At 42.2% G+C, this 26,172-nt stretch carries 23 protein-coding genes and 2 tRNA genes; 13 read left to right on the top strand and 12 right to left on the bottom strand.

Annotated features, from left to right (window positions below; translation table 11 throughout):
- Positions 1-186 precede the first annotated feature (186 nt).
- On the bottom strand, positions 187-2,892 hold the full coding sequence (adhE, locus tag AB4167_RS14210; RefSeq protein WP_017061183.1) for a bifunctional acetaldehyde-CoA/alcohol dehydrogenase: 2,706 nt from the start codon (positions 2,890-2,892) through the stop codon (positions 187-189).
- A 638-nt stretch (positions 2,893-3,530) separates the two neighbouring features.
- Between adhE and AB4167_RS14205 the strand changes: the two genes are divergently transcribed.
- Positions 3,531-4,169 (top strand): YchE family NAAT transporter, encoded by a 639-nt coding sequence (locus AB4167_RS14205; RefSeq protein WP_004734056.1) that lies wholly within the window; start codon positions 3,531-3,533, stop codon positions 4,167-4,169.
- Between the two features lie 149 nt (positions 4,170-4,318).
- Positions 4,319-5,161 (top strand): ion transporter, encoded by an 843-nt coding sequence (locus AB4167_RS14200; protein WP_029235134.1) that lies wholly within the window; start codon positions 4,319-4,321, stop codon positions 5,159-5,161.
- A gap of 152 nt (positions 5,162-5,313) precedes the next feature.
- On the opposite strand, the gene asd is transcribed toward AB4167_RS14200, so the two are convergent.
- Positions 5,314-6,432, bottom strand: a complete 1,119-nt coding sequence (gene asd / locus AB4167_RS14195; protein ID WP_017061186.1) for an aspartate-semialdehyde dehydrogenase — start codon at positions 6,430-6,432, stop codon at positions 5,314-5,316.
- Positions 6,433-6,932: 500 nt separating this feature from the next.
- Between asd and nhaC the strand changes: the two genes are divergently transcribed.
- Positions 6,933-8,369, top strand: a complete 1,437-nt coding sequence (nhaC, locus tag AB4167_RS14190) for a Na+/H+ antiporter NhaC (protein WP_372136681.1) — start codon at positions 6,933-6,935, stop codon at positions 8,367-8,369.
- 104 nt (positions 8,370-8,473) lie between these two features.
- Here the strand turns inward: nhaC and AB4167_RS14185 are convergent, their stop codons facing one another.
- From AB4167_RS14185 to yejK, 3 genes are all read right to left on the bottom strand, one after another.
- Complete coding sequence (locus AB4167_RS14185; protein ID WP_372051268.1) at positions 8,474-9,652, bottom strand: chemotaxis protein; 1,179 nt, start codon at positions 9,650-9,652, stop codon at positions 8,474-8,476.
- Positions 9,653-9,728: 76 nt separating this feature from the next.
- Positions 9,729-11,132 carry an Hpt domain-containing protein gene (locus tag AB4167_RS14180; RefSeq protein WP_102398080.1) on the bottom strand — a complete coding sequence of 468 codons (1,404 nt, stop codon included), beginning with the start codon at positions 11,130-11,132 and terminating at the stop codon, positions 9,729-9,731.
- 105 nt (positions 11,133-11,237) lie between these two features.
- A complete protein-coding gene (yejK, locus tag AB4167_RS14175) occupies positions 11,238-12,242 on the bottom strand; it encodes a nucleoid-associated protein YejK (RefSeq protein WP_017061190.1) in 1,005 nt (334 codons plus the stop codon).
- A gap of 84 nt (positions 12,243-12,326) precedes the next feature.
- Here yejK and AB4167_RS14170 point away from each other — a divergent pair, with 84 nt between their 5' ends.
- From AB4167_RS14170 to AB4167_RS14145, 6 genes are all read left to right on the top strand, one after another.
- Entirely contained in the window at positions 12,327-12,554 is a 228-nt protein-coding gene (locus AB4167_RS14170; RefSeq protein WP_004734063.1) for a YejL family protein, read from the top strand.
- A 28-nt stretch (positions 12,555-12,582) separates the two neighbouring features.
- Complete coding sequence (locus AB4167_RS14165; protein WP_017065981.1) at positions 12,583-14,391, top strand: DUF3413 domain-containing protein; 1,809 nt, start codon at positions 12,583-12,585, stop codon at positions 14,389-14,391.
- A 138-nt stretch (positions 14,392-14,529) separates the two neighbouring features.
- Positions 14,530-14,620, top strand: a tRNA-Ser gene (locus AB4167_RS14160).
- Between the two features lie 418 nt (positions 14,621-15,038).
- Positions 15,039-15,129 (top strand) — tRNA-Ser (locus AB4167_RS14155).
- An 88-nt stretch (positions 15,130-15,217) separates the two neighbouring features.
- Positions 15,218-16,495: a site-specific integrase gene (locus tag AB4167_RS14150; RefSeq protein ID WP_102319790.1), complete on the top strand. Its 1,278-nt coding sequence runs from the start codon at positions 15,218-15,220 to the stop codon at positions 16,493-16,495.
- A gap of 362 nt (positions 16,496-16,857) precedes the next feature.
- Positions 16,858-16,977, top strand: a complete 120-nt coding sequence (locus tag AB4167_RS14145; protein WP_102319791.1) for a transposase family protein — start codon at positions 16,858-16,860, stop codon at positions 16,975-16,977.
- Positions 16,978-16,982: 5 nt separating this feature from the next.
- On the opposite strand, the gene AB4167_RS14140 is transcribed toward AB4167_RS14145, so the two are convergent.
- The 6 genes from AB4167_RS14140 to AB4167_RS14115 all read right to left on the bottom strand — a co-directional run bounded on the left by AB4167_RS14140 (position 16,983) and on the right by AB4167_RS14115 (position 21,131).
- Complete coding sequence (locus tag AB4167_RS14140) at positions 16,983-17,423, bottom strand: YiiD C-terminal domain-containing protein (RefSeq protein WP_102319792.1); 441 nt, start codon at positions 17,421-17,423, stop codon at positions 16,983-16,985.
- A gap of 65 nt (positions 17,424-17,488) precedes the next feature.
- Positions 17,489-18,133, bottom strand: coding sequence for a DsbA family oxidoreductase (locus AB4167_RS14135; protein WP_102319793.1), 645 nt, complete (start codon positions 18,131-18,133; stop codon positions 17,489-17,491).
- A 118-nt stretch (positions 18,134-18,251) separates the two neighbouring features.
- Positions 18,252-18,563 (bottom strand): EthD family reductase, encoded by a 312-nt coding sequence (locus AB4167_RS14130; protein WP_102319794.1) that lies wholly within the window; start codon positions 18,561-18,563, stop codon positions 18,252-18,254.
- Positions 18,564-18,608: 45 nt separating this feature from the next.
- Positions 18,609-19,409, bottom strand: a complete 801-nt coding sequence (locus AB4167_RS14125) for an SDR family oxidoreductase (RefSeq protein WP_102319795.1) — start codon at positions 19,407-19,409, stop codon at positions 18,609-18,611.
- A 141-nt stretch (positions 19,410-19,550) separates the two neighbouring features.
- A complete protein-coding gene (locus AB4167_RS14120; protein WP_198589006.1) occupies positions 19,551-20,372 on the bottom strand; it encodes an AraC family transcriptional regulator in 822 nt (273 codons plus the stop codon).
- Positions 20,373-20,537: 165 nt separating this feature from the next.
- Positions 20,538-21,131 carry a TetR/AcrR family transcriptional regulator gene (locus AB4167_RS14115; RefSeq protein ID WP_102319796.1) on the bottom strand — a complete coding sequence of 198 codons (594 nt, stop codon included), beginning with the start codon at positions 21,129-21,131 and terminating at the stop codon, positions 20,538-20,540.
- 122 nt (positions 21,132-21,253) lie between these two features.
- Between AB4167_RS14115 and AB4167_RS14110 the strand changes: the two genes are divergently transcribed.
- The 3 genes from AB4167_RS14110 to AB4167_RS14100 all read left to right on the top strand — a co-directional run bounded on the left by AB4167_RS14110 (position 21,254) and on the right by AB4167_RS14100 (position 24,372).
- On the top strand, positions 21,254-22,072 hold the full coding sequence (locus AB4167_RS14110) for a peroxiredoxin family protein (protein WP_102319797.1): 819 nt from the start codon (positions 21,254-21,256) through the stop codon (positions 22,070-22,072).
- 18 nt (positions 22,073-22,090) lie between these two features.
- Positions 22,091-22,648, top strand: coding sequence for a carboxymuconolactone decarboxylase family protein (locus AB4167_RS14105; RefSeq protein WP_055024802.1), 558 nt, complete (start codon positions 22,091-22,093; stop codon positions 22,646-22,648).
- A gap of 626 nt (positions 22,649-23,274) precedes the next feature.
- Entirely contained in the window at positions 23,275-24,372 is a 1,098-nt protein-coding gene (locus AB4167_RS14100; protein ID WP_102319798.1) for a site-specific integrase, read from the top strand.
- Between the two features lie 2 nt (positions 24,373-24,374).
- Here the strand turns inward: AB4167_RS14100 and AB4167_RS14095 are convergent, their stop codons facing one another.
- Positions 24,375-24,527, bottom strand: a complete 153-nt coding sequence (locus tag AB4167_RS14095) for a hypothetical protein (protein ID WP_157936679.1) — start codon at positions 24,525-24,527, stop codon at positions 24,375-24,377.
- Positions 24,528-24,634: 107 nt separating this feature from the next.
- Here AB4167_RS14095 and AB4167_RS14090 point away from each other — a divergent pair, with 107 nt between their 5' ends.
- The gene (locus tag AB4167_RS14090; RefSeq protein ID WP_102319800.1) at positions 24,635-26,140 is read left to right on the top strand and encodes a hypothetical protein; all 1,506 of its coding nucleotides are present in this window, start codon (positions 24,635-24,637) and stop codon (positions 26,138-26,140) included.
- Positions 26,141-26,172: the final 32 nt, after the last annotated feature.

Genomic DNA, 26,172 nt, shown 5'->3' with positions numbered 1-26,172 from the left:
CTCCCTATTCCAATTGAACATGACTGGCTCAGCTCATATTAAGTAGCAGAGCTATTGCCTCTCAATCCGTTTTACAAACGAACCAAACATAAAAAAAGCCCCAGTCTCTCGACTGGGGCTTTCATCTTTTCCCGATAGATAAGTATCGTGCTAGCGAAAACTTATCTCAAAACTAATGCTTACTTATTATGCGTTAGCTTTTTCTTTTTTAGCTTTTGGCGCTTTCGCTTCAGCTGGCTTTTGGTCTGCTTTCTTAAGGATAACTGTAGTACCTTCGAAAGTTTCGCCTTCAACGTATGGTTGGCCGAAGTAAGAAGTTGTTAGAACTTCTTTTAGCTCAGTGATTAGAGGGTAACGTGGGTTAGCACCTGTACACTGGTCATCGAACGCTTCAACAGCTAGCTCGTCTAGTTTAGCGATGAAGTCAGACTCGTTAACACCCGCAGCTTGGATAGATAGTGGGATGTCTAGGTCAACTTTAAGCTCTTCTAACCAAGTCAGTAGACGTTCAATCTTCTGAGCTGTACGGTCACCAGCTTGGCTTAGGCCTAGGTGGTCAGCAACTTCAGCGTAACGACGACGTGCTTGTGGACGGTCGTACTGAGAGAATGCAGTCTGCTTAGTTGGGTTATCGTTCGCGTTGTAACGTACAACGTTTGAGATAAGTAGTGCGTTAGCAAGACCGTGTGGTAGGTGGAACTCAGCACCAATTTTGTGAGCCATTGAGTGACACACACCTAGGAATGCGTTCGCAAATGCTACACCAGCGATAGTTGCTGCGTTGTGTACTTTCTCACGAGCTATTGGGTCAGCCGCACCATTTTTGTAGCTTGATGGTAGGTATTCTTTAAGCATCTTAAGAGCTTGAAGAGCTTGACCGTCTGAGTACTCGTTCGCTAGAACAGATACGTAAGCTTCAAGAGCGTGAGTTACTGCATCGTAACCACCGAACGCTGTTAGAGACTTAGGCATGTTCATTACTAGGTTCGCATCAACGATAGCCATGTTTGGCGTGATTTCGTAATCAGCTAGTGGGTATTTAGCACCAGTCTTGTCGTCAGTAACAACAGCGAATGGAGTAACCTCTGAACCTGTACCTGAAGTTGTAGTGATACATACAAGCTCAGCTTTTTGACCCATTTTAGGGAACTTGTAGATACGTTTACGGATGTCCATAAAGCGCATTGCTAGTTCTTCGAAGTGAGTTTCTGGGTGCTCGTACATAACCCACATGATCTTAGCAGCATCCATTGGAGAACCGCCACCTAGAGCAAGGATTACGTCAGGTTGGAAGCTCTTCATTGCTTCAGCGCCTTTCTCAACAACAGATAGCGTTGGATCCGCTTCTACGTCGAAGAAAGTTTGAACTTCGATGCCTTGTGCTTTAAGCAAGCTAACTACGTCATCTGCGTAACCGTTGTTGAATAGGAAACGGTCAGTTACTAGGAATGCGCGTTTCTTACCTTCTAGGTCGCTCATTGCGATTGGAAGGCTACCACGACGGAAGTAGATAGACTTAGGTAGTTTGTGCCACAACATGTTTTCAGCTCGCTTCGCTACAGTTTTCTTGTTGATAAGGTGCTTAGGACCTACGTTCTCAGAGATAGAGTTACCACCCCATGAACCACAACCTAGAGTTAGAGAAGGTGCAACGTTGAAGTTGTACAGGTCACCGATACCACCGTGAGTAGTCGGGATGTTGATTAGGATACGAGCAGTCTTCATCTTGTCACCGAAGTAACGGATGCGGTCTGCGTTAGTATCTTGGTTAGTGTAAAGACCAGATGTGTGACCGATACCACCGATTTCAACCATAGTTACCGCTTGAGCAACTGCGTCTTCGAAGTCATCTGCGCGGAATAGACCTAGAGTTGGAGATAGTTTCTCGTGAGCGAATTCGTCATCGTAAGAAACTTTACCAAGACCTTCACCTACAAGTACTTTTGTATCAGCAGGAACTTTAACACCAGCCATTTCAGCGATTGCTGGAGCAGGTTGACCTACGATTTTAGCGTTTAGGTTGCCGTCGATAAGCAGAACTTTACGTACTTTATCAGCGTCAGCTTTAGATAGAACGTGAGCTTTGTGAGAAGCGAAACGCTCTTTAACTTCGTCATATACTTCGCTAACTACGATTGCAGCTTGCTCAGAAGCACATACTACGCCGTTATCGAAAGTCTTAGACATAAGGATAGATGCTACAGCACGTTTGATGTCAGCTGTTTCATCGATAACGACAGGAACGTTACCAGCACCAACACCGATAGCAGGCTTACCTGAAGAGTATGCTGCTTTAACCATGCCTGGACCACCAGTAGCAAGGATAAGTGCGATACCGTCGTGCTTCATAAGCGCGTTAGAAAGCTCTACAGATGGTTGGTCGATCCAACCGATGATGTCTCTTGGAGCACCAGCTGCAACAGCTGCGTCTAGAACTAGTTTCGCTGCGTCGTTAGTTGAGTTCTTTGCACGTGGGTGTGGCGAGAAGATGATGCCGTTACGTGTCTTAAGAGAAATTAGAGATTTGAAGATTGCTGTAGAAGTTGGGTTCGTTGTTGGAACGATACCACAGATGATACCTACAGGCTCAGCGATAGTCATTGTGCCTAGGTTGTCATCTTCTTCTAAGATGCCACATGTTTTTTCGTCTTTGTATTTGTTGTAGATAAATTCAGATGCAAAGTGGTTTTTGATAACCTTATCTTCAACAATACCCATTCCAGATTCAGCAACTGCTTGTTGAGCAAGTGGAATACGAGCGTGGTTAGCAGCAAGAGAAGCTGCGCGGAAGATTGCGTCTACTTTCTCTTGAGAGAATGTTGCAAACTCTTCTTGTGCTGCTTTAACGCGAGCTACTAGAGCATCAAGTTCCGCTAAGTTAGTTACAGGCATGGTGGATCTCCTAAAATAATAAATATTAAAAACTTTTTATTAAATTCGCTGCTTGCCGTTAACCTTAAACACCAGCGTTCTTAGTAAATTGCTTTCAGGGCTGAGTATATTATTTCACTGTGTGAAAAAAATTGACCCAGATCAGTTACCCAAAAAGAATTAACCAGAAAGTAGTAAGGCAATCGCAAAAATGAACTTAAGAGCATGATTTATATAGCTTAAACTCACACTTTTCGTTCGCGCAAAAAACAAGCAAACAGACAACTTTTTTCTACATAGCGTAATAAACTGTAAAAAAGTTTCATTTTTAGTCCGTTAAATTACATGTATACAGCTATATTCGTGCTACTGAGAGTATATCCATACCGTTGTACGGGCTAGATTCTGACATAATTTTTATTAATTTCGTGCGTCGGTTAACAGTTACTCAATAATAAATTACAAAATTAAACACTACCAACTAGCTTGCAACAGGCTAAAAACAAAAGTGAGATTCAATTAGTTTTTCTAAAAAGAATCACCCATTTCAAGTTAGTTTTTTTCATTCGCGTAAATCGAGTTTGTCCCTTACATTACGCGCCTAAACTATTCACAGATCAACCCTTCAACCTTAAGTACGCTAACTGGAGATCGCTCTCATGCAAGGCTTAGAACTCGCAATTTTTATGCAATTCTTCCTTGGGCTTGTTGCTGCCGTAAACCCAATCGGCATCATGCCTGTTTTTGTTTCTCTTACTGCTCATATGCCGCCAGAAGAGAGGAACAGGACAGCCTTACAAGCAAACATTGCTGTTGCCGTGATCCTCATTGTCTCTCTTGTTGCGGGGCAAATGCTGCTTGATATGTTTAGTATCTCGCTGGACTCATTCCGTGTTGCAGGTGGTTTACTATTACTGAGCATCGCATTTTCGATGATGAGCGGTAAGCTCGGTGAAGATAAGCAGAACAAACAAGAGAAGTCTGAATACATCAGCAAAGAGCAGATCGGCGTTGTTCCACTTGCTATGCCGCTAATGGCAGGCCCAGGTGCAATCAGCTCGACCATTGTTTATGGTTCTCGCTACCCTGCTGCTATTGATACGGTCGGCATCGGCATTAGCATCATCGCATTCGCAACGTGCTCTTGGCTTTTGTTCCGTTCAGCGCCGGTTATCGTTCGCTTTTTAGGTCAAACGGGTATCAACGTGATCACTCGTATCATGGGTCTGATTCTTGGCGCATTGGGCATCGAGTTCATCGCCAATGGCCTACGTAATCTGTTCCCAGGCTTGGCATAACGTTTAACAACATTTCGGTTGCTCTATAAAGGGCAACAATATTGAAATATAGATGAGGCGAGTAAAGCAATTGGGCTTTCACTCGCCTCGTTATTATGAAGCTTGTATAATGACTGTTAATGCATTTAACAGAAGACGAACCTCTCCTTATGTCACGCAAGCCACTCAAGCATCATTTGTACGTCATTATCTTTGGTACTCACACGCCAGCCGGACGTGCATTTGATATAACTCTGATCGTTGCAATCTTGGCTTCGCTGTTGGTTCTGATCTTAGAATCCATCCCTAATGTGATGACCGAATGGTCACAACAGCTGCGTTATATCGAATACACCTTCACTGCACTCTTCACTCTTGAGTATTTGTTAAGGCTCTATTGCTCCCCAAAGCCAAAATCTTACGCCACCAGTTTTTATGGTGTCGTTGACCTATTGGCGATTCTTCCGACCTACCTAGCAATCATCTTCCCAGGCGCTTCATTTATGGGTGTGGTGAGACTGCTGCGTGTGATGCGTATCTTCCGAATTCTAAAGCTGGTTCGCTACCTGCAAGATTCCAATATTCTGTTGCGCTCACTATTAATGGCACGACGAAAGATACTGATCTTCTTTAGCACCGTCGGCATCTTGGTGGTTATCTTTGGCGCCTTGATCTTTGTTATTGAAGGTCCTGACAATGGCTTCACCAGTATTCCTCACAGTATCTATTGGGCCATCGTGACTATCACTACGGTAGGTTATGGTGACATGGTGCCGCAGACCGCGCTTGGTAAAGCCATAGCATCACTGACCATGCTATTGGGTTACTCTATCTTAGCAGTGCCAACCGGGATCATTACTGCAGAACTCAGTAATGAGATGAACTCGCACAAAGAATTGGTTAAGTGCCCGAACTGTAACCGAGCGGGTCATGATTCAGACGCCATGTATTGCAAGCACTGTGCTAGCGAATTAGCGGATCCAGACAAGCGTGTCGTCACCGACGAGAAATAAAAGCAGACACGAGATTCGAGTAGCGAGATGCGAAGAGATTTAAGGGCAGTTTCGAGGGCCGAATAACGAGGTAGCAATAAACTAAAAAGGGTTGACGTTTGTCGTCAACCCTTTCGGTTTATCAGCTAATAGAATTTAAGCAATCTTGCCTATTACGATTTCTCAGCAAGGATAATGCGTAGAGTACGACGTAGTGGTTCTGCAGCACCCCAAAGTAGTTGGTCACCAACCGTGAAGGCGTTTAGGAAGTCGTTACCCATCGACATCTTACGCAGACGACCGACAGGTACAGACATTGTGCCTGTTACTTTCGCTGGTGTTAGCTCCTGTGCCGTGATGTCGCGGTCATTAGGAATCACTTTAACCCAATCATTGTGCGTTGCGATGATCTCTTCGATCTCGTCCATTGGCACGTCTTGCTTAAGCTTGATCGTTAGTGCTTGAGCGTGACAACGCATTGCACCGATTCGTACACAAGTACCATCAATTGGGATTGGCTGACCATCTAGACCAAGAATCTTGTTCGCTTCAACACCGGCTTTCCACTCTTCTTTACTCTGACCGTTTTCACGCTTCACATCGATCCAAGGAATCAGTGAGCCTGCAAGCGGAGCACCAAATTGGTCTGTTGGGAATGAAGATGAACGAATCGTATCAGCCACTTTCTTATCGATATCAAGAATTGAGCTTGAAGGGTTTGCTAACTCAGAACTTACGCTGTCGTTGATCACACCCATTTGTGAGATCAGCTCACGCATGTTCTTAGCACCCGCACCAGAAGCTGCTTGGTAAGTCATGGCACTCATCCACTCAACCATGCCTTTCTCGTACAGACCACCTAGAGCCATAAGCATTAAGCTCACAGTACAGTTACCGCCAACGAACGTGTTGGTGCCGCTGTGAATGCCTTGCTGGATTTGAGCCAAGTTAACAGGATCAAGAGTGATGATTGAATCAGCATCCATACGCAGAGTAGATGCTGCATCAATCCAGTAACCTTTCCAACCTGCTTGACGCAGTGCTGGGTATACTTTTGATGTGTAATCGCCGCCTTGACAGGTAATCACAGCATCAAGCTGTTTTAGGCTATCAATATCAAAAGCGTCTTGAAGTAGACCCGCATCTTTACCACCTAAAACAGGGGCAGGAATACCAATCTGAGATGTGCTGTAATAAACAGGCTCAATCAAGTCGAAGTCTTTCTCTTCAACCATACGTTGCATCAGTACAGAACCAACCATACCGCGCCAACCAACTAGACCTACTCTCATCGCTCACTCTCCATGTATAAATTAAAAATTGCTCTCCCCCATCTATAAGTTTTTCAGAAACAGAACTCAAGTGCTTTTTGTCAAAAAGTGTAACTTTTTCGTTTCTTTTAAGTGAACGTAATGAATCGTGCAGTTATCTCTGTATCGACATTCCATCTCCACCTCATTGATTAAGCGTCCATTATCGTCAAATTCAAACATTTACATCGCCAAAGTCGATTCAATCGACGCTCATCACAAACAGTAAATCCCTCTTTTAAACCAAGGTTAATCAGAGTTTTATTTTACAAAACGAAAACAACGTGCGACAGATTTCAACATGTAACAATCATGAATGTAACAAAAATTTAGATTATGAAACCACAATTGATTGAGTTAACAGTCAAATATCACAACTTGGGCGTATTTTTTCGATATAATAAACTAATTACTGTAGTGTCCGTTTTGCACCACACACTATAACGAAGCACTATAAATGCTCGAAATCACAAGAGGCTTTTATGAAGCAGAGTAAAACTCGCCTACCGAACCTATTGCAGGTATTCATCGCGTTAGGACTATTTCTATCCCTTGCTTTTTCCTTTACTGCAAAGCTTGACCTTCCAATTCAACTTGCCTTGTATATTGGCTGGTTCATTATCATGGTTCTTGGTATTCGTCTTGGACACCAATACAAAGACTTAGAAAAAGCAGCACTCAAAGGAATATCCAATGGCTTAGGCGCGGTTTTAATACTTTTAGCCGTTGGCGCTCTTGTTGGTACTTGGATCTCAGGCGGGATCGTACCTACTATCATTTACTATGGTCTGAAAGCTATCCACCCTTCTATCTTCCTTTTAGCGACCATGATCATCTGTTCTCTAACTGCATTGGCGACCGGTACTTCTTGGGGTGCTGCGGGTACAGCAGGTATCGCGATGATGGGTATCGGCCAAGGCCTAGGTGTTCCAGCACCGATTACTGCAGGTGCCGTGCTGTCAGGCTGTTACTTCGGTGACAAGATGTCTCCTCTTTCTGATTCAGTGATTCTGGCTTCTTCAATGTCTGGTGTTGAAGTGGTTGAACACATCAAGGGCATGCTTCCAGTTGCGTTAATCAGCTACGTGATTACAGGCATCATGTTTACTGCGTTTGGTTTCCACTACGCGGGCAACGTTGACATGAGCCAAGTAGACTCTGTAATCAAAGCAATGGAAGTTCAGTTCTACATCACGCCTTACTCATTCGTTCCGGTACTTATCGTGCTTGGTCTGTTGGCTTTCCGTATGCCTTCATTCCCGGTCATCAGTTTTGGTTCTCTGCTGGGTATTATCTGGGCAGTCATGATCCAAGATATCGACTTCCTAACGGCATTCAACACGGCTTGGGCACCGTTCTCAATCTCATCTGGCGTAGAGTTTATTGATTCGATTCTTAACCGTGGCGGCATGTCTTCAATGCTGGGTTCAGTTGCGGTTATCGTATTTGGTCTAGGTTTTGGTGGCTTACTGGATAAAGTGGGCGTACTAGAGACAATCGCTAAGGTGTTTGAGCGCCGCGTAAACAGCGCAGGTTCACTAGCGACTAGCACAATTGGTACGGCTTTCATGGGTAACGTATTCGGTTCTGCAATGTACGTATCGTTAATCCTTACACCAAAAATCTGTGCGAAAAACTACGACCGTTTAGGCTACAAACGTAAGAACCTATCGCGTAATGCTGAGTTTGGTGGCACGTTAACGTCGGGTATGGTTCCGTGGAGTGATAACGGTATCTACATGGCGAGTATTCTTGGTGTTGCGACGCTGTCTTACGCACCGTTCATGTGGTTAAGCTTCATCTGTATCATCGTGACTATCGTGACATCTTACATGGGTTGGTTCGTTGATAAGTGTGAACCAACAGCACCAGCGTTTGAAACTGAAGAAGCAACAGAGTTAAGCAAGCAACAAGCTTAAGTTCAGGAGCTAACGCTTTCGAACGTAACTCAAAACGTTAATGGATAAATGCAAAAAGAGCGCCCTAGAGCGCTCTTTTTTGATCTGCTGATTTACTTATTTATCTATTTATTGGCGGTTCGTTTACCCAACCAGTAACCGATGCCTAGCGGTGCAAAGAACACTACTAAGATAAACAGGATGAAGTAGATAATCACACCTTTGATTAACTCCATTAGCTTATCAATCGCCAGTACCACCACCTCTTGAGAGACGCGATCAAGGTCTTGCGTGAACAGTTCTCTTTCTGAAGTCACAATGCCGGCAATCTCGATGCGCTCTTTCGCAATCATCTCTACAAGTGCTTCTCTCTCACGTGTCACCATTTTTTCTAAAGCCACACGTTCATCGCTCAACATCGCCAGTTTTTGGTCTGTTTTGTCACTAAGATCATTGAGCAATGGCTGCATTTCTGTCGACATAATAGAGGCTAGCGTTTGCATGTATTCTGGGTTGTTCTCAATAAAGTCTTGCATGCTTGCTGATGTTTGACGAAGGCTTTCTAGCGTCATCGATAGGTCTTCACCCGTTAGCGAGCTATTCAATGCAACCAACTCAGCTTTCCACGTCATCAGTTTCGGTGTCTGGTCAGCCATTAAGCTTAAGCGGTCTGATGCATCGCTCATTGCTTCTGGCATGGTGCCTAAACTCTGGACGATTTGCGACTCGTCTTTACCAAGGTAACTTAGCCATTCACGGTAAGCAGGCGTGCTTCTGAATGTGAGATCTTTAAATGGGTGGCTAGCGGCAAACTGAGCAACGAACGCTTTGCTTTTTTTGAAATCACTGGAGTTCAATACACCCTTTGCCAATTTCTCTGCTTCTTGGTCAAGAAAACGAGCAGCCTCTACCGCATCATCCGTCGCGAATAGGTCCGCGCCATCGCCTTGGCTATAAAACTGATTCATTTGGGCAGTGAAAACCCACGAGTCAATTAACGCAGACATTGGGGAAGTTTGGTAAGCCGCTTGTTGTAATCCCTGCTCTGCATGGATCTTCCAAAGCAACACATAAGATTGATGTAAAGTGTCATCAGCAGGATAAAATTGCGCGATTAAATCAGCCGAGTCTTCTACTCGTGTAAAAAACATCTTGGCGTATTCACGCGTCATGAGCCGAGCATTTAACTCTTGTTGAGTGAGAGGCGTCGTTTGACTATCTAACTTAACTTCTAAGAGAGAACAACCACTTAGCACAATGCTAAGCACCAACACCATCCAACTTCGACTCGAAACTCGTAACATATAAACCTCTGACAAAGACTAAGGGCGCTGATTGTATGAGCGCTTCGTCAGAGTATTGTCAAAAATCCTGTAAAAGTTAACGCTGACTGTCTAAATATTCATGAGCAGAATCCACAGAGGCTTTTATAGCCTGCTCTAGTTCAGCTAAATCATGTTCACTGATCGCTCTGGACTGCTTCATTGTCATTTCAATGGTTGCGGCAATGATGGCTAACCGAGACGCTTTAATACTGCCAGCCACGCCTTTTAAGCTATGTACAATGCGAGCCGCGGAGGTTTCATCTTTGGTCAACAAAGACTTAAACTTCTCGTAGTCACCTGCGTGGTCTTGTACAAACACACCAAGCAAGAGTTCGACAGACTCAGCATCACCATCGAGCGTTTCTAACATGTCTTCGATATCAATCGCAGGCTTTGAATCTGTGACACTGGCAACGTGTTTCTCTACTACTGGCGCCTGTTCAGGGACTTGCTGAATAGAGTATTGCGGTACAACGGGTTGGCTTGTAACGTTAACGCTCTGCGGAGGTTGAGAGTCGGAAGACTGGCGCGTTGGCCTGTTCTCGGATACATAAGCGTCACTATCTGCTTGTTTCACTGCTGAGGAAACAACATCGCTATAAGAAGCGTCTTCCTTACTTGAATTAATTTCTAGTTCAGAGCTGAGTTCTTGGTCTGCTTCTTTCATCGTTTTTGTGGACCTAACGCCCCAAAACACTATCCCGCTCATCGCCACCAAGCTTAAGCCTAGCATCACCAACAATAGGTTGAATTGACGATCATGGAACTCAGCTTCGAGTTTTATGATCTGTTCATTTACTGAGTTTTTCTTAATCTTATCAACCAAATAGTTAAGCTGAGCGTAATCACTCAACAATGCTGACGCATCAGCCAGTAGTTGTTGGAGTGCATCTTGTTCTTCGTTTTCTAAGGAATAAGATTTTTCTAGAATGGAATCAAAGGCGCGATAAGTCGCTGACGAACTTTGATTTTCAGAATACATGGCTTCAAATACCACAACACCGAATTCGTTGAGGAGCGGTTTTAGCTGAGGGGAAAGCTCTTTATCAGCACGCAAGATCTTAATGTTATCAACGATGTCTTGAACTTGGCTTTCTATTGGAATGAACTCATCGAACTTTTCTAGGAACTGATCAGCTACGTACAACAGTTGGTTGACATCAGGACGAAACAAGGCGTGTTGGAAATCAGATTCAATCTGCAGTCGGATCGAATAAACCAACTGAGCATCGAGTGCGAGATCATTGATACGAGAGACTCGAAGCGGTTCTGAGAAATAAAGCGATTGCCTCAATTCGTTGACTCGAATACCGAGCTCTTCGATTTGAGCTAGAGAATTGGTGTAGGAACGGCTTAGATTAAGAAGAGCCAATGAAGGAAGTAACCACAGAGCCAAGAGCACAACCAAAAAGGTGGCTGGTTTTTTAAAGCGTTTGGGCTTTGCTACTGATTGTTCCATCTATATTCCTTGTGCGTGTTAACTTGAAGCCATGACCGTAGCTAAAAGATTAAGCACAAAATAAGCGACAACGTCCTGCTGCCGCTTTTATCCGTTAACTTCGGACTATGACTTATTGCGAGTCAGTTGGTCACGTAAGTTCGGTGGAGTGCCTTTAATCGTTAGCGTGTCTGTCTCCGGATCGTAAAAGATACGTTCGCCTAGAAGCAGACTATCAAAACTAACATTCAAACCGCCACCAGCACCAACAAATTTTGTTAGTTTACGCATAGTTGCGCGATCGGCTGGGAAGCTGTCTTCTAACTCGTAGCCTTGCTCACTAGTATAGTCAAAGAAGCTTGTGCCATCTGTGCTTGCTGGCAACTCACCAGAAAGTTCACGAACTTGTACTTCATCGCCCGCTTTAAGCTGCTCGTTACAGTAATCCGCAACCTGCTTTTTGTAGCTGATCGCTTCTTCTTTCTCTAATTTAGAGTCAGAAACGAAGTCTTCTACCGCTTGCATCAGTACTTGGTTCTGCTGTTTCGCATCCAAACCGACTTCAGCTTGTAAGAAATCTAAGAAGAAATCCGCGACTTTACGGCCAACACGTCCTTTAATATAAGTTAAGTAACGGTTTGACTCTTTATCAGTCTCATAAGTAGAAAGGTCTAGGCGAGCCGCGATATCCATTTTTGAGATATCAAGGTAGTCAGTCGCACTAATATCAAGCCCTTCAGTTACCTTTAGGCTTTGGTTTGAAGGCAATAAACCAATGAAAAGGTAATCTGTTGCAAGTGACTGATATTCAGCCATTACCAAGATACCTTCGTCAGCGAATGGGTACTTTGATAGTTCGTCTTTTAGACGTTGCGCACTCTTTTGAGAAAAATCGTAAAAGTTTGTCTCACCAGCACGAAGTTGATGCAACCACTGCTGGAATTCGCTGTCAGATTTGAAAGAACCAAACCCTTTGCCTGCTTTTGAATTAAAAACACGGTGAAGTTCAGCAACTAGGCTTTCAGATGAAGCATCGTTTTCTAGAGATTCAGCACGATAGTTAACAATCAGCTCATCCTGATCGTTCTTGCTCAGCTGGTGTAAAATTACGTTGGAAAGGTGAAGGCTCATAGTGAAAATATTACCGTTCAGGTTTCAGTTGTCGTGCATAGTAGGTTATCATAAGCCGCTTTTACTATCATTATTAGAGTCCTTATGCCGATTATATCTAAATACACAGATGATCAAGTTGAAAAAATCCTAGCTGAAGTAGGTGCTGTACTAACTAAGCACAAAGCTTCGCCAGAACTTTCACTGATGATCGCTGGAAATATCGCAACCAATGTCTTAAATCAGAATGTTGCTGCTTCACAACGCAAAGGAATTGCTGAAAAATTTGCCGAGGCTTTAATTTCTTCTCTTGAAGATAAAAAGTCTCACTAAATTTGATTGACGGATAAAAGAATTATAAATGGTAGACAGCGCAAACTCATATAGCGATCGCGTATCTCGACTGGTTGGTTGGGGTCACTGGTTTGCATTTTTCAACATCATTGCTGCGATGTTGATTGGTACTCGTTATATTACTCAATCTGCTTGGCCAGAAACCTTGCTAGGCCAATTCTATTTGGCTGCATCGTGGGTTGGTCATTTTGGTTTTTTAGTGTTCGCGCTCTATCTATTAGTGCTGTTCCCGCTCACTTTTATTCTTCCGTCGAGGAAGTTATTACGTTTGGTTGCCGTTATCTTCGCGACCATAGGTTTAACTGTCCTACTGATTGATACCCAAACGTATCAAAATATAAACCTCCACCTGACGCCTGTCGTGTGGGAGGTTTTATTCAGTGGAGAGGAATCTGCATTCACGTCTGATTTGCAGCACCTCTTCATTGTTATGCCGCTTATCTTCTTGCTGCAACTCGGTCTATCTGAGTGGGTTTGGCGTAAGCAGCGTAAACTGTCTCATAAACACATTGGCCGTCCGATTACTGCCGTCTTCTTCTTGTGTTTCATCAGCAGCCACTTGACCTACATGTGGGCTGATGCGTACTTCTATAACCCAATTACTAGCCAGAAAGCGAACTTCCCACTGTCTTACCCAATGACAGCGAAAAGCTTTATGGAAAAACATGGCCTATTAGACCGTGAAGAGTACCTTGAGCGTTTAGAAGCGAACAAAGAGAATGTAAACCTAGTTAGCTACCCGCTAGAAAAAATTCAATACAACCGCCGCAGTGATGATCTTAATATCCTGATGGTGAGTGTGAACAACCTTCGCTCTGACGCTCTTAATGCGACAGCGATGCCAAACAGCTATGCCTACGCACAACAGTCGATCAACTTCACCAACCACTACAGTTCAAGTAACGATATGTTTGGTATTTTTGGCTTGTTCTACGGCCTACCGAGCAGCTACGCAAGCAGCATTGAAGCTCAGGGGTCAAGCGCAGTATTGCTCGATGTTTTAGAGAATCACGATTACAAGTTCGCTGCTTTCAGTGGCGACAACTTTAGTGATGCACTGTACTCGGATATCATCTTCCGAGGCCGTGATGTGATGCCAGAGCAAGCAACTTATGATGACCAGAGTGCCATAAAAGCTTGGTCTAACTGGATTCAATCACCGCAAGCTAAACGCCCTTGGTTTAACTTTATTGAATTAACCACACTGGATAACTTCGCCAGCTACGATTCAAGTTCAGAGTCGGACTCTACGCTAACGACAGCAGAGCGTTTTGCAGCAGACTATCAAAAGTCGGCGACAGCGGCCGATGCTCAGCTAGCAACTATCTACGCTGAACTGGAACGCTTAGAGCTTGCCGATAACACGGTGGTTATCATTACCTCTAACCACGGTACTGAGTTTAACGAAACCAAAACCAACAGCTGGGGTGCAAACTCCAACTACAGTCGTTATCAGTTACAAGTACCACTGTTTATCAGCTGGCCTGGCAAGTCTGCTTCTGAATACACCCACCGTTCTAGTCATCTAGACGTGTCAGTAACACTGATGCAAGAGCTATTGGGTGTATCTTCGAACCCAACAGATTTCAGTAGTGGTCGCAGCCTGTTTAATGAACGTAACAGAAAGTGGATTCTCGCGGGCGACTCTCGTGAACTTGCTCTTGTTACTGACCAGCAAACAACGGTGTTGGATAAATTTGGTAACTACAAATTGTACGACCAAAATTACAAGCGCCTGAAAAACGTAAGCCCTCGCTTACCTGTGTTGATGCAAGGCCTGACAGAGCTACAGCGTTTCTACACAAAAAATGACTAAATAATCAGCAAACAGCAAAGGGAAGCCAATGGCTTCCCTTTTTTATTGCCGTGAATGATTAGAAAACAAGCAACAAAACAAAATTATGAAAATTAAGGGTTTACAAGATCCTCCACCCCTTATATTATTCACACCACTGGAGGGATGGCTGAGTGGTCGAAAGCACCGGTCTTGAAAACCGGCAACCGTTAATAGCGGTTCTAGGGTTCAAATCCCTATCCCTCCACCACTTTAAAGAAAGCCGCTGAGAAATCAGCGGCTTTTTTGCATCTGAAGCTTTTTAAAATATAAAGCTCATCTAACAAAACTCTCTACAGTCCCAGTTTCAAACCCATTCACTTTATACCTAGTTTTAAATTCCGATCTCACCGTTCTAAACTAAAAGTTCATGCGCCTAAGCCACTCCCCTCATAACTTTACCTGCAAGCCAATTAGATACTTTCTTTTTTAATAGCACAGAAACACTTCACGTATAACAAAAGTTGGGAATACTTGGCTTATTGAATATTAGATTTTGTCGGCTTCTTAATAAACCGAACAATAAATAATCATTCAGAACAAAAATACCAAAAAGCGTTCATAAAAAAAGCAGTCAGTTAATAAGGGTATTTACAAGCGAAAGCCACCCTTATATTATACGCGCCACTGGAGGGATGGCTGAGTGGTCGAAAGCACCGGTCTTGAAAACCGGCAACCGTTAATAGCGGTTCTAGGGTTCAAATCCCTATCCCTCCACCACATTAAAAATGAGATAAGCCGTTGTATTACAACGGCTTTTTTCATATCTGCAAGGTGCCAAGTCAAACCATAAGGATTGACTCAGACAATGTACCTTTTCCGCGCCCCAAATTGCACCTACTACACACGTGTTTGTCTGCCGAAAAAACTTCGAGATAATGGCTTTCCGTTCGATCTGAAAGTATCTTTACTAACCAAGAACCGTCAACTTGCTTCTGAACGCAATCTAACCGTTGCTGCTAGTCTAAAAGAGTTAATAACTAAAACTCATGGGCAAAGTTGTGTAGAAGGCTTTAAAGCGGATTGTGATGCGATTATCGATGAGGTTCGTAGTAAGTTTGAATCGAATCAACCTGATATTGAGGTATCTGCCGCTCCAGTTCGTAAAGCAGAACATCGGGACTTAACTTCTACAGTTCACCGAAAGAATCACCCTGTCGTTTCATTAAAAGCGGCGCTAGACGCTTTTGTCGCTAGTAAGAAGTTGCAAAATATCAGACCTTTAACAGTGCATCAGTTAAATGCTCGTGCCAGTCACTGTATTAACCTGTTACCCGTTGAATCCGTGGATCCTGTTACTTCGGCTCATGCGTTGGTGTACCGTGACCAACTCCTCAAGGAAGGGCGTAGCTATAAGACAAACAAAGAGTACCTTGCTGCTGCTTTTCAGTTTTTTAAGTTTGCTAAGATGATGAATTACATCGCACTGAACCCCTTTGACGGCATTAAGGTAGATAACAAGCCACTCAAGCCTACTAGTGAAGAACGTGAACGCTGGTCACTCAAGGATCTTAAGCTATTCTTCAAGTCTCAAAAATTTGTTGAACAGGATGTAGAGTTCCGCTGGATCTCGTGGATATTGCTTTACTCAGGAATGCGTCCATCTGAAGTGTGTCAACTAAGAGTGAATGACATAAAAGAGGCTGATGGGAGCTACTATTTCGCTGTCAATGTTGACGATGAAGGTAAGTACGTCAAAAATAGCAACAGCATCCGCAAAATCCCTGTCCATGGTCAACTAATTAATTTTGGATTGCTGCAGTACATTGCAACTAGGAAGTCCAGCGGTACCAATAATCTATTCAGCTATGAGCCAAAAAACATCTTTGCCGATTGGTCTAAGGCCTACCTTAATAAAATGACCAAGTACCAGACATCTATTGGTATGCTGCCACGCCACCGCCCAACGAGTTATGGATTCAGACATACTTTTATTGATGAGTTGAAGCAAAAGGGTGTTTCTGAGTTGATTACAGCTGAAATCGTAGGCCATAAGCAGCAAGGGGTAACGTATGATCGCTACGGCAAACAGTTGAATTTGAAGGAGCTTGCGAAGGCATTAAACAAGGTTACTTTTAAGCTGTAGTGCCGTGTGCTATTTCAATGTTAAGAAAAGCCGAGCTAGCTATTTACCGAGCTAGCTCATATTTGGACAGGAATCATTTAGAGTACTCTGTCTAAGTCGACTAATATTGATTAGAAAAAATATCCAAAATTATCAAAGATCTATAATTAGTTTCGCCCTCTTTATCTACAAAACGAGCGGTGAACGTTAGCCGTAGAGTACAGGGCAAGATCACGAAGCTTTACCTTAAGCTAAGTTTTTTATCTTATACTTCTTTTTGATAACAAACCAAGTCAACCATGTCTGAGCTCAATTTATTCAAATACTTTGTAGCCATTGAAGATACACGCCAATCAGGATAAGTTGTAAATAAACTCTTAGATATTCTGTTCCTTACCATTAGCGTTGTGATTGCAGGGAGTCAAGGTTGGGAAGAAATTGAAGAGTTCGGGCGTGACAAACTGGATTGGTTGCGTAAGTTTTTAGTTTTCATTGCATTTTGACCTTATTACTCTTTATTAAAAACGACGTATATTCCCTCAAAAGTAGCAACCAACTCATCCGCACAAAATAGATTGCAGGCTATTTGAACACGACCTTTTCCCTTGCGTTGAAACGCACGATGAAACCGAGACCACGCCGTAAGGTTGTCATATTTACATACTGCTGTTACATCTTTGCTGGCGGGTTTCAGGTATCGAATGCTATTTTCTTGAATAACAATTTGATGTTTTTTACCCTCCAACTGGGCATAAACTAAAGACCAACCTGCCAAAATACCAACAACAGATAAGCTGCCGCCAAACACCGTATTCATGTGGTTGGTATTCATTCTCAATGGTGCAGTAATCTCGATATTTTTGCTGCTACAAGTATTCACACAGATACCGAGAGACTTTGATACTGGTATATGATGATGAAGGTAGACTTCAAGCTCTCTATGTTTCATATAGACCGTTGCCTTTTTCAGACCGCCAAAATATTGCAAAAGTCCGTTTTAGAGGGATGCAGGAATTACACTTTAGCTAATTCAGTTAATACTTGCTTATACGTATCCACTGATTGGGCTCCAGAAATAGCGCTCTCGCGATTGAATACAACTGTTGGAACACCTGATATACCCGCTTGCTTCCATTTCTGTTCCAGCGACTGGACATGACTTCGCATATTATCGTCATCTAGGCATTGCATTGCTTCGTCAACATTAATACCAAGACTTTGCAACTCTTGCTCGAGGGTACTCTTGCTGGATATATCTTTTTGCTCGCTATAAAACGAAGCAAATAACCGATTTTTAAGCTCGGTTTGCTTGCCTACACTTTTTGCATGCTCCAGAAGAATATGAGCATCAAGGGTATTTACAGCTTTTAGTCCGTCAAAGTAGTCGAATTTAAACCCAACGTCTTCTCCAAGCTCTGTCATCTCTTTTCTGAAACGAATGCTATCTTCTAATGTAGTACCGTACTTCCTTTTAAGGTGGGCACGTAGGTCTTCACCTTCAAGCGGCATATCTGGATTTAACTGAAAAGGTTGCCACTCAATCTCAATGCGATCTTCTATACCAAGCTCTTTTATCGCGGTATTTAAACGCTTATAACCGATAATACACCAAGGACAAATCACATCTGACACAATATCCAATTTGATTTTCATATTCATATTTAACTCTTTTTATCAAGCGTTTAGCTTCAATTTTTTTCATTAAATAACACTAAGCAGAACCCAAATTGTTTATTATTCGGTATCCTGCTCATTTTCACCGTAGAGAGTTGCGGTTCTATATTTTTTGCTCACAAAGCTGAATTGATGGAACGGTATTAGTGAAGTTCGGTACATCAGCTTTTATCTTGTCTGCATTTGGGCCAAATGCCGTTTGAAATGACTCTATAGATTCAAATGAAATTGTACTAATCGCCACATATGCCGCTGCTTCACTAGGAACAACACTTGCTAACCCTGCATCTACTGTCGCCCCTTTTAGTGCGTCTCCCAGAAGCTCTCCTATCATAGGAACATGTTTGTTGCAGTAATAATCAAAATCAAAAATCACATCATCGTTATTTGGGTATATTACGTATACTTTAATCATTGCTTTTTTCCTTTTTCTTTCACTAAAGTTTTAAACTGTTGGGGGTTACATTTTGTTATTGGGCATTGCTTTTCCAATCATTGATTCACCCATTATTGCCTGCTTTTGGTGGGGGATGATCCCAGAAAGAATAGCGGTCATTCGATTACGTTTACCTGGAACCACAACTGCTTTTCTACCCAAACCATTGATAGCTATTTCTGCTACTTCCGCTGGATCTTTTGCAACCATTGGTAATTTTGACCAGTCAACACCATTATCAGCTGTCATCGGTGTAGTTGTTAACCCAGGAGAAAGAACCGTTACATCAATACCTTTGGGTTTAAGTTCGCCATGAAGAGATGCACCTAGCTGAAGAACGTAGGCTTTGGTACCTGCATAATTTGAAAAATATGGGGAAACCATATGACCAGAAAGACTTGATACCATTAAAATACCGCCTCTTTTTCTTTCGATCATTGTTGGTGTAAAGTGGTGAGTCAGTTGCAACACAGAGCTAACATTAAGCTGTATCATCTTCAACTCTTGCTCTAGAGATGATTTAGCAAACGAACCATTAACTTCAATACCAGCGGCTAGTACAAGTAGCCCAATACTTTTGTCAATTTGCTTAACTTTTTCGACGCCTTCTGACGTACTTAAGTCAGCAGAAACGGTCGTTGCTTTAATTCCGTAGCGTTCCGTAAGCAACGTAGCTTGCTCTTCAAGCTCTTTTTCTCGACGAGCGACCAAAACAACGTTCAATCCTTTTGCTGCAATCTGGCTTGCCATTTCTGCGCCAATGCCTGATGTTGCCCCTGTGATAAGTGCCCAATCACCATATTTTTCTTTAAAGCTGATACCCATAATTCGTTACCTTTCTCTGTGTTTAGTTGATGGGGTAACTATATGGAATTTGGAGGTACAGGGCTCTCCATAAAAGTTCAAAAATTGCTCACATTAGTTCAAACGAGCCAACCTGAATGGAAAGGTTAAAATGCGTTGGTGTCAGGTTAAACGAAATTGAGAAGGGGATAGGCCTGTTTGTCCTTTAAAGGCACGGTTAAACGTGGAAATCGACTCGAAACCCGTTTCAAAAACGATGTCGGAGATACGTAAGCTATTATCTTTCAGTAACACTTTAGCTTTGTTGATTTTTAATTTGGTAATGTATTTTATTGGGGGTTCTGAATACACCTCTTTAAACTTACGTTTAAAAGTAGAAACACTCATATGACACAATGCTGCCAACTCATCCACACTCAGATCCGCATACAGATTACTTTGGATAATATCTTCAAATTTGGCAAAGTTAGGTTTAAACATAGAAGCAAGAAAATCGAGTTCAGAAGGTGCGCTGGTTCTTTTCGCCATAAGAATGACAAATTCACGTAGTTTGCTCTCGATAAGCAAATCATCCGCCAACTCTGGAGAATCCAGCAATATACTGATGCTATCACGATAGTGCTCTAGCAATTTGTCCACTTCAACCTGCAAAATATTATAATCGACCCTGTATTTTGACTGGCTAATATCAAAGTTAAACAGTGACTGAAATATTTCAGGATAGAGAAGGATACCAATCGCTTCACCTGCACCTTCATCATTATGATAGCTAGTGTTTTCATAAAAGTAGTTGGTGCATTTTGCCAGTATTCCGCAGTTTTTGTTCAATGAAGCAGATTCTGTCTGTTCCCTGACGTTAAAATCGCCATTTGTGACAAACGCAAAACACGCTTCACTGTCTACAAATACGCGCGGCATACGTTTGAAACTGGGTATATCTTGTTTTTGAAAAACAATACGTCCATTATATTTTATTGTTTTCATTTAAAGGCACCATTCAATAGTATTGCGATAAGGATAAAGCAGTCTACCTGCTCGATTAAATAATTGGCTCAACTAGAATCGTGTTGCTACGGTGCTGCACTCATAATCATTAGACATCTAAAACTCGACAACAAAGCTAAAGCTCGAGAATAGTCTACGCATAATCTATTTTTCAAATGTACTCAATACAAGCATGAATGCATGTATAGATCGAGCGAGAGATTCATGTGGTCTTTGCCCTCTTGATTGAACTTTGAGTCCTTGACGAAACGTAAGGAAATAGTCGGTCAAATGCTCTGCATCTATACCATCAATAAGTCGTTCTGTTTTCTCATATTGAGTAAAAAATGCCAGTGTTGCAATACGACCTTGTTCAAACTTCTTAATAACATACTCATAGAGGGCTGGTTCGTTTGATTTTAATTCAACAATACTGTTTGTAATTAAGCAGCCGTAAGTGAGTAGATCATTCTCTGGATTTAAGAACTCACTATCAAATAAATATTGAAGATTCTCTGATATTGATTTATTTGAGTCGAGTTTCCTGAGTACCACAGACATGTGATGCTCAACATAGAAATCTACTATACATTTAAACACGGTTTCTTTGTTGCCAAACGCGTTGTAAATACTGGTTTTCGTTAATCCTGTAACGGTCGATAATTGATCCACCTTAGTCGACGCATAACCATGCTGCCAAAAATATTTGGCCATAACTCCAAGCACTTCTATCTCGTCAAACTGTCTTTTCTTTGCCATTTATCTATACAACTACATAAAATTCTTATTGACACCTATTGTACTAGTTAGTACATTAATTGCAAATGTACTAACTAGTACAATTAGGCAAAACAATTAGGCAAAACAATGAGGAACAAACGATGTATTCAGCTATAGCACTATCACTACTTGGATTTTCCACAACGGTGATTGGAAGTTTGCATTACTTTCTAAAAGTAAAAAAGAACAAGCCGCCCAAAAATCCTATCATCCTTATGCTAGCACTTGCCGCAGGTGTCCTTTTGGGGCTAGGTGCAATTATCAGTGGGATTATAAATATGCATTGGAGCTTTGTTTTCGTTGTCTTAATGTCCAGCTTTTCCATATTTCTTGGTGGTAAATTCATTTGGGTATTCAGTCAAAAAGATACTCCTCTAGGTGATATTGAGGTTGCAATTGGAGATAAGTTCCCACAATTCGAATCAACCACATATGACAACGAGATTTATTCGACTGATGACCTAAAAAATCAACGTGTTCTACTTAAGTTTTACCGAGGTGCTTGGTGTCCATACTGTAGTGCTGAATTAAAAATGTTTAACGATATGAAACCGACTCTGGATCGATATGGAGTTAAGGTCGTTGCGTTGTCGGGAGATACGGCAGAACAAGCAAAAATGCACATCGAACGAGATAGTTTAGATCTTCTTCTTTTGTCAGACCCAGAACTCAAAGTAGTTAAACAATACGGCGTTGAACACCACAAGGCTTTAGGGGCTGACTCGTCTAAAACAAAAACAGTATTAGGGCTGCCATTTCCTACTTCATTTGAATACAAATCAATGTCTATCCCAACATCGATCTTAATTGATGAACATGGTGTCATCCAATGGATAGATCAATCTGAAGACTATCGACTAAGAGCAAGCGAAGAACGATTAACTCAAGCCTTACGCAACGTTTTCACCATTAATAAATAATAAACCGAGAGAATTATTATGTTTAACTACCACAATATTGAAACAGCACCAGAAGCATCAAAGCAAATGATGGAGCAATCTAAAAAATCACTTGGTTTAATTCCAAATTTACATAAAGTGCTAGCAGATGCTCCTGCAACTTATCAAGCTTATTTGAAGACTTATGAGTTATTCACGCAAAGTACACTATTCAGTCCACTCGAAGCTCAAGTGGTTCTGATGACATCAAACTTTGAAAACAACTGTCACTATTGCGTTCCTGGTCATACGTGGATCATGAAATCAGCTAATATGCCAGAAAGCATTATTGAAGCACTACGGGAAGGAAATGAGTTACCTGATGTCAAACTACAAGCGTTGCATGTCTTTACTAAAGAGCTACTAGATAATCGTGGTCATATAGGTGATGAAAAGTTGCAGAACTTTCTAACGGTAGGATACACAGAGCGGCATGCGCTTGAAGTGTTGACAGGCCTAGCTTGCAAACTTATTTCAAATTTCACCAATGCATTATCTCATACACCAGTTGATGCCCCATTAAAGGCTTTTGACTGGACTCACCCTTCAGAGAGGTAAGATCAATCTGAAGAGAGTATCTACTGATACTCTCTTTTAATGGCCGTGTATTTTCATAAGTATATGTGTTGTGGATTAGTAAATTTGGCCACATAGTCAGAACTCTAGGCATAAAGAAAAGTAAGTCAAATTACAAACCTTTAATATAGCCTCATTCCTGCTCTAGCTTGTTATGGGGCACTTCTGAGTTATGAGGTGCGGTAATTGTCGTAGGATGATCTGGTTTCTTTATAGTTATGCCATCGACACAAGGTGAACAATAGTGATGAACCCCAATCAGTTTTCTTGCGTTCTACCCACATACAGCAATATGAGACACAAGCCTTGATTATCACTAGATAGTTACAGCCGCACCAATGAGATGCATCATGTGAAGTGAATATCACACCTATTCGAATCAATATGCCAACGTAAGATGTTTGGGTGGGGAAAGTTTAGTGTGTGAGTTTCATATGGAAATTTTTCAAAAAAATTTAACTTTCTAACCTGTTGATAATCATTGTAATCGTGATTTTTCATAATAAGTAACTAATATTATTGGCTTTTTCATATTTGATCATGCTAAAGAACTCTTGTAGTTTGTTCACAAGACAGCAGAGCAGCCAAAGCTGCCATAAGATTGAGACGTGAATCAACAAGAGAAAAAAGTAAAAAACTATATAGAGCAATACATTGCAAGTCGCGTAAACCGCGTTGCCCCATCGACTCTTCGATCAGAGAAGAGTAAAGCCTTAAAGCTATCAAAGCGCATTGGTCATAGAAAGATTGCGAGTGTTACACACAGCGACATCCTTGCCGTTATTGATGGTTTGCATAAGCATTATAAAAACAAAAGCATCAATGAGTTCCTGATCATCCTAAGAGCGGTTTTTCGTTTTGCGGAGCTGGACGGTGCGCTCGAACGAAACCCTATGACGGGTATTCAAAATCTGAAAGTTACAACATCCGAACCTGCACCGTTTACAAAAGCAGAGCTGAAAAAGCTCCATGATACTGATGTATCGTGTCAAAGTGGGAAAAATGCGTGCTTATTTAATGCTCTCACAGGTTTGAGGATCAGTGAATTACTTGCGCTCAGCTGGGATGATATCATTTGGCAACGTAAGGAAATGTACGTTCGTAGAGCCAAAGTTCTTCAAGAATACAAAGTGCCCAAGACTGAGGGGTCAATGCGAACCGTTGAGCTTAACCAACTTGCTATTGACCTCTTGAAACAGCAGTTGCAACTTACTGGCAAGAAGAAGCTAAGGAAAATATCGGTTAGGCAAGAAGATAACAAAACGCTCAAAAAAGAGTCTGTGCAGTTCGTTTTTTATAACAGTAAGACCAGTAAGCCATTTTTACATGCAGCACAGTTTGCCAAAGATTTCTTCGATGCTTTTCTGCTGCAAGCAGAGGTTAATCACCGTGGAGTTGGTCAATTACGGCATACCTTTGCTTCACAAAATTTAACTGCGGGTATATCGAAAGAGTGGATTGCTGCTCAGATGGGGCATTCAGGTACTCATATGGTTGATAAGCATTATGGGCGTTGGATTGCCTCTGATGCTCCAGATTGTGCTCGTTTGGCAGCCGATAACTTAGCCGAAGCCTTTGGACAAGCACCTGTAACGGCTCCATCTTCTTCTGCGATATCGGTTGAAACAGCGGATCTGGTTGCTAAATTAGAGTCTAATCCTGAGTTGCTAGCGGTTCTTAAGGCTACACTTGGTGGTGCGAAATGATTCTAAGCACTGCCACCAATGGCATTATCGATGCCACCAATGGCATTATCGATGCCACCGTTGCCATTTTCGCTGTCAACAATGGCTGTTGTACTGCCATTAATGGCACTAACAGTGCCAAAGTCGTTCACTTCAAAAGTGATACGACAAGGCAACCCGCTGCGCTCCCGTCACACTTTTACTTCGCAAAAGATGCACGTGAGCTGCGGGCAAGAGAAGTGCCTCTTGACTCTCTACCATGCGCACCTCTTAGGAGGATTGCATGAAAGAGATTCGATTGTTTCACCGTCGGTTCAACTTTAGTTCGAAGCCCGCTGAACGTGTAAAGTGCGAACATTCTTTAGCTCATTCATTACGCATATCACCACCCACTGCGGCAAAGAAATCGAAGCAATTAGAGTGGAATCATGAGCTGCTTGAAAAAAACGTGATCTGGACGAATGGTCAACAATCGTCTCTTAAAGAATGGTCTGAAGAGCAACGGCTAGAGTTGTTGTATGAGATTGCGCCGTCGCCTAAAAAGGCAAATCAAGCGAAGCTGCAAACACAACTTCGTCAGTATCGCAAAAAGGTAAAGACAGCAGTTGATAGTGAGCTTAAAAAAGGAAATCAGGCTGCCGCTCAATTTTTACAGGCTGTACTGGATATGGATAAGTACGTTCCTTACTCACGTATCGATGCGTTTGCAAAGCTAACAATGCAACGCAAAAAGCAGCGAATTAAGATGTTAGAAACATATCTGAATGCTCACAATCAGTTATGCCAGAAGCCGCCAGCCAACAATCTGTATGTTCAAGAAGGTCTTTTTAAAATCCCCCACCAATGGGGGGTTGGAACGGATGTAATTAGCTTAGAAGAGTACGTTTCGTTTACTAGTCAGTTCTTAATGGAATATTTTCCCGATTACGAGGTTAAAGCGGTTATCGGGCATGACGACGAACGAAGTGTGGATGTCAAAACGGGAGCACATGCGCACTACTATTTATCTGGTCGAAACAACCAGACAGGTAAATATGACTTGAGAAAGACTCAGATTAAGGTCGTCAATGAGTATATTAAGCGAACGGCACCTGACACCAAATTATTACCTGATGATGGGAAACTGACGAGGAAGTTGAGTCAAAAATTTGGTCGTTACTTTCAAAAAATGTTATTTGACTATGCTAATCAGCACCTATTTGTTGATAAAGGCTTGGTAGCAAAGCTTGCTCCAGAGTCAGAGCGAAGATCTGAAAAAAGAAGAGATATGAATCGAGAGGCTTCATTACCTAAATTGGAGCGCAGCCATAATTATCACACACACCAATTAGATCTAACTCAGGGAAAAATAAAGTTGGCAGAAAAGAAACGTGTTTATTTGTTAGATGAGAATGAAAAAACCGAGCAACAACTATCACAGTTGATAGATGATACTGCACTGGTAGAAGTACAGCTAAACCAATTACAGGTTGAGCGAGATACGATGCAACTTGAGTTGTCAGATCTCAAAGCTGAATCATCAAGGCTGACTATTCTCACTCAATCGCTAACACAAACCGTAGTGCCAAAACTGGTTGATATCTTTAAGAAAGTGGTACTTGCGATCAATGCTAAAGACAGAGGCGTATTAAAAAAACAAAGCGAGTACCTGAGTTCTGTCTTGAACTCAGTGCTAGACCTACCACCAGGTCTATCAGATAAAATCGTAAATGAGGTGGCTTTGCTGAAAGCGCCTGAAGCAGTGGCACCGAACAATGACCATACCGTTACAGATCATCCTAATAAGTAAGTTAGTCACGCAGCTTACTTTACTAACTAACC

Source organism: Vibrio sp. 10N.286.49.E11, assembly GCF_041469505.1.
Classification (GTDB): Bacteria; Pseudomonadota; Gammaproteobacteria; order Enterobacterales; family Vibrionaceae; genus Vibrio; species Vibrio crassostreae_C.
This window is presented reverse-complemented; position numbering and strand designations above follow the sequence as displayed.